Source organism: Undibacterium sp. MH2W (assembly GCF_049340215.1).
Classification (GTDB): Bacteria; Pseudomonadota; Gammaproteobacteria; order Burkholderiales; family Burkholderiaceae_D; genus Undibacterium.
The window spans coordinates 1-1,574 of sequence record NZ_JBMPPA010000020.1 but is presented as its reverse complement, the minus strand read 5'-3'; the positions used below and the strand labels follow the sequence as shown (position 1 = coordinate 1,574).

Genomic DNA, 1,574 nt, shown 5'->3' with positions numbered 1-1,574 from the left:
AAGACGTGTCTAATAGTGCGTCAATCGTTGTCGGTGTTACCGCACAATCGACTACTTCAGTGACTCTTAGCGCTTACGCACGAACAACCGGGGCTTCTACCCCATTTATCGCTGGTGACGTATTGACCGTATCTTGCAGCGGTATTTAATTAACTCGACCTCACTTTAAACAACCCGCTTCGGCGGGTTTTTTTATGTCCAAAGGAACTCTAATGCAAGTTAAAAATGAGCATGAAAAGAAAGCAACCTTGACCGAAGATACGTTTTATCCAGATCATGAACAGCGAAAAGAATCGAGCTTATTCGTACACACGAAAAAGAAAATGAAAGCATCGGGCTACGATGCTTGCTCGATCTGTGGTGACAAAGAGAAGCTCGAATTTCACCATCGCTTTTTTGAGTGGGCATATCAGCTCGTCATCGATTGGCAATGGATTAAAGACGTTGCAACAAATAAAACAGACGTTTTGTTTTCTCACAAGCTTCAGTGCCCTGTTCCCATTCCTAAAAAGCATCCAATTTGGGATCTTATCAAGTTGACTCAGGGATTTGATTGGGAGGCGTTTGATGTAAATGATCCGACCTCGTTCGTTGATTCCGAATATAACCAGCTTCCTCTTTGCGAACTCCATCATCGAGGTCAAAACCATGGTCGGCATGAAGAATCCGATCCGATCTGGAATGTTCAAGGATTTCTTATCCGAGGTTTTATCTATTCGCCTGATGAATTGAAGGCACTGCATGCGCAGGAGGTTTCTTAATGGACACGTCTTTTCTGATCGAGGGTGTCGGCGTGGCAGGAACCATCTTCTCCACAATATTTGGAACAGTCACTTTTCTACTGCGTAGAAATGTTCATCAAATCGATGAGTCGCTGAAAGATCATCAATTGAAGCTTGAGCAGGCGCAGAAAGAATTGACCGATTTTAAACTTTACGTCGCCACCCACCACGTTACTCAAGACGAGCTTAGTAAGAGTCTGGACCGCTTGGACGAGACCATCAAGGATCTTGTTGACGCAATCCGCGAAAGCGCGCGCGACACACGTGAGTCGATTAATCAGTTGCAAACCAAGATTGACGGGAAAGCCGACAAATGACACTCGACCAGCTGCAAAAAATAATGCCTCTGGCAAAAGATCGGGCGGCATCATTTTTTGCTCCGCTGGTCGCTGCCATGCAGGAATTTCAGATTAACACGCCATTGCGTCAGGCCAGTTTTTTAGCGCAAATAGCTCACGAAAGCTGCCAATTGCTCTATGTGAAAGAGTTAGCGAGTGGAGCGGCATACCAAGGGCGCAAAGACTTGGGCGACATTCACCCGGGAGACGGTGAGAAGTACAAGGGCAGGGGATTGATTCAGATCACGGGGCTAAACAACTATCAACTCGTTGCTGCTGCTTTGAAAATCGACTGCGTAAATCATCCTGAGTTGCTTGAACAGCCGATCAATGCTTGTCGATCAGCCGCGTGGTTTTGGCAGACGCACGGGCTTAACGAATTGGCAGATAAAGACTTCTTTGTCACGATCACCCGAAAAATCAATGGAGGGCTGAATGGGCTATCCGAAAGACA

General features: G+C 46.3%; 3 protein-coding genes. All 3 read left to right on the top strand.

Annotation, left to right across the window (positions count from 1 at the left end; genetic code table 11):
- Window positions 1-323 precede the first annotated feature (323 nt).
- Entirely contained in the window at window positions 324-761 is a 438-nt protein-coding gene (locus ACO0K2_RS19665) for a hypothetical protein (protein WP_423021756.1), read from the top strand.
- The gene (locus ACO0K2_RS19660) at window positions 761-1,099 is read left to right on the top strand and encodes a hypothetical protein (RefSeq protein WP_423021755.1); all 339 of its coding nucleotides are present in this window, start codon (window positions 761-763) and stop codon (window positions 1,097-1,099) included. Before ACO0K2_RS19665 ends, ACO0K2_RS19660 begins: the two co-directional genes overlap by 1 nt.
- A partial coding sequence (locus ACO0K2_RS19655; protein WP_423021754.1) for a glycoside hydrolase family 19 protein occupies window positions 1,096-1,574 on the top strand: 479 nt, incomplete at its 3' end. The genes ACO0K2_RS19660 and ACO0K2_RS19655, both read left to right, overlap by 4 nt.

Bases quoted from the DNA above. Each gene is read 5' to 3' on its own strand.
- ACO0K2_RS19665 (WP_423021756.1), top strand. From the start codon at position 324: ATGAAAGCATCGGGCTACGATGCTTGCTCGATCTGTGGTGACAAAGAG.
- ACO0K2_RS19660 (WP_423021755.1), top strand. From the start codon at position 761: ATGGACACGTCTTTTCTGATCGAGGGTGTCGGCGTGGCAGGAACCATC.